The sequence below is a fragment of the Shewanella sp. SP1S1-7 genome (assembly GCF_031932105.1).
Lineage (GTDB): Bacteria > Pseudomonadota > Gammaproteobacteria > Enterobacterales > Shewanellaceae > Shewanella > Shewanella baltica.
This window is the reverse complement of the sequence record NZ_JAUOEU010000064.1, coordinates 1-1,951: the sequence shown is the minus strand read 5'-3', so window position 1 is coordinate 1,951 and position 1,951 is coordinate 1. Positions and strand designations below refer to the sequence as shown.

Sequence of the window (1,951 nt, the reverse complement as noted above, 5' to 3'; positions counted from 1 at the left end):
ATGTACAAGGAGTTGTGGTGAAAAAGTTCTTCAAATATCTAGGTTTTGGTTTTTTAAGCGTTATTATATTTTTTATTGGCATTGGAGTTGTAACATCAATCAATACCGTAGATAAAGAGGCTGTATTCGAACCTTATATTGCTGAAGCGATTCCGAAGTTAGCTTCATGGGATCAAACTTCTTATCAAGAGTTGATGTCAGAAGAGGGCTTTAACGGTGCAACACCAGAGCAGTGGACTTTGTACCTTAATAAATTTTCAAAACTAGGTGAGTTTCAATCAATTGGTAAAGCAGAACTTCAAAATTGGAAAACACTTTCACCAATCGGTAGCCCAAGCGTTACATATGCTGTTTATCAAGTACCAGTCACATTTTCTACAGGTCTTGCTCATGTCCAACTGGCTTTGCAATCATCTGAAGAGAAAGTAGAAATAAATAGTGTTAAGTTTTTATCTGACATTCTTATGCAATAGTACATATAACAAGCCATTCAAAAGGACAAAAAACAGCTTGCTGTCCTTCGTTCCTCAGGCATTATAGCAAGCTGTTTTTTGCCTCTTAATGGGGCGTTAAATGGCAAAAGGAGTATATCTTGCCTCTAATTTTCTATCAGAGTACTGACTACACCAATAATCACCTACATGTAAATTCAAATGGTGAAGCAAGTCTACGATGCCGAAAGATAGACCTTTATAGGTCAATGATTACCGTTGGAAATCCAAGCTTTATATCGAAGCAGAAAATCCGAGATTATGGTCTCGCGCGCACTATATATAGCTCTGTGATCGAAAAAATTGGTATTGTATTTGAAAATATACAGTCAGATATAAACGGTATGAGACTCCACCCGATATATCACACTCACGTAAGTGATAAAAAGCGCATTGTTAGTTATAACCTCGGGATGGCTTTTGCTAAGTTTTATGCCGAGAAGTTGCTAGATATTCCTAGTTTAGTGCATGTGGAAAGTCTCAAGGCACTTGGATCTATTGAGTTTTTTGATGCTGAAGAGGGAAAAGGTCGAGAGCCAGATCTTGTAGGGCAATGCTCTAACGGAGATTGGCATGTTTTTGAAGCGAAAGGAATGTCAACTAATCAATTAAACGCTAAGATTTTAAGCGCAAAGGAGCAAGTGCGAAGAGTAGAATCAATCGGTGGTGTACCTCCACAAACTCTTAACGCATGCGCTACTTATTTTAATGATCAAAGAATACTAACTCACTTAGTCGATCCTGAAAGCAAGGGAGAAAAGCGTTATAGGATCAAACGTGATAAATTCATCGATTCCAGCTACAAGCCAATATTTCTATTTGAAAACGCCTTAGATAGGAAGCTCGAACTTAAAGTTGAAGATGGCTTTAGGTATTATGCGATAAACCTTGAAGCGAAAGGTGTGAACCTTACTGTTGGTATTGAAGAAGAAATACATGATCTCATCCAACAAAGAGAGTTGGTTGAATTTCCTTCATCTTTAAGAGAAAGGCTTAAAAAGCAAAGTAGTCTGGAAAGAGAGCAAAATTATTCTATAGGTTCGGATGGAATAGTTGTGAAGTATCGTGATCACTAGCCATTTAACAAGCGCGTCAATAAGGTCGCTCGCAGGCTCACGCACATTACGCGTGCGTTATAAACCACAAGGTGAGTTCATTTGAATATCAATGCAACAGTGTATGGTCAGTTCGTTATCGTTTTTGCGCTAGTTATGGGCGCACTGTGTTACTACCTTGGCCGTCGTAAAACCCAAACGCCAGTGCTGGCAGGTTTGCTCGGTGTGGTGCTTTCAATCATTCCACCATTTGGCTTAGTTTATCTGGTGGTGCTAGTGCTTAAAAAAGATGTAGGTTCTACATCGGCAGTAGTAAGTGGGTAAAGTGGTTTATAACAAGGCCAGTCACGGCGACGCCTTTTTCGTTGCGGCTTCGCCTTCACTACAAAGTCGCGCATGCTGGCG

The 1,951-nt window shown here is 39.6% G+C and carries 3 protein-coding genes; all 3 read left to right on the top strand.

The genetic code is table 11. The features are described from left to right. Positions 1-473, top strand: a 473-nt coding sequence (locus tag Q4Q49_RS22045) for a hypothetical protein (RefSeq protein ID WP_312000449.1), incomplete at its 5' end; no start/stop codon positions are given. Positions 474-781: 308 nt separating this feature from the next. Further along, entirely contained in the window at positions 782-1,567 is a 786-nt protein-coding gene (locus Q4Q49_RS22040; RefSeq protein ID WP_312000448.1) for a hypothetical protein, read from the top strand. Between the two features lie 81 nt (positions 1,568-1,648). Continuing rightward, complete coding sequence (locus tag Q4Q49_RS22035) at positions 1,649-1,870, top strand: glycosyltransferase 87 family protein (RefSeq protein ID WP_312000447.1); 222 nt, start codon at positions 1,649-1,651, stop codon at positions 1,868-1,870. Positions 1,871-1,951: the final 81 nt, after the last annotated feature.